This window comes from Paracoccus wurundjeri (assembly GCF_030678915.1).
Classification (GTDB): Bacteria; Pseudomonadota; Alphaproteobacteria; order Rhodobacterales; family Rhodobacteraceae; genus Paracoccus; species Paracoccus onubensis_A.
On sequence record NZ_JAUUTZ010000068.1, the window covers coordinates 1 to 549 of the forward strand.

General features: G+C 66.5%; 1 protein-coding gene. It reads left to right on the forward strand.

Annotated elements, in window-relative coordinates:
- Positions 1-96 precede the first annotated feature (96 nt).
- Positions 97-549, forward strand: a 453-nt coding sequence (locus Q0601_RS24920) for an IS66 family transposase (RefSeq protein WP_305292859.1), incomplete at its 3' end; no start/stop codon positions are given.

The following is a 549-nucleotide window of genomic DNA, read 5'->3' on the forward strand; positions in this document are numbered from 1 at the left end:
GGGCGCGGCGCCCGCTGGCGGCGGGGTGACTGGCAGGCTGCGTCGAAAGGCCAGTTTTTACTGGCCTCACAGGGCATCCTGTGATTCACTTCCCTCATGGAAACCCCTGATCTTGCGCGCGAAAATGCCCTGTTGAAAGCCCGCCTCGCCGAGGTCGAGGCGACGCTTGCCGAGACGCAGGAGGCCAACCGCCGGCTAGAAGATATCCTGCGCGCGGCGCAGCGCGAGAAGTTCGGCAAGAGCTCCGAGAAGCTCTCGCCCGACCAGTTCAACCTTCCCCTGGAAGATGCGGAATTTGCGCAGGGTGTGCTCGAGGCCGCGCAGGAGAAGGCTGAAGCGGCGATGCAAAGGGCGCGTGGTGAGGAGCCGCGCAAGCCCAAGCGGAACCGTGGCCACCTGCCGTCGCATCTGCCCCGGGTCGAGCGGGTGATCGAGCCCGCCAGCACGCTCTGCCCCTGTGGATGCGGCGAGATGGCCAGGATCGGGGAAGACGTGTCCGAACGGCTGGACGTGATACCTGCGCAGTTCCGTGTGCTGGTCACGCGGCGC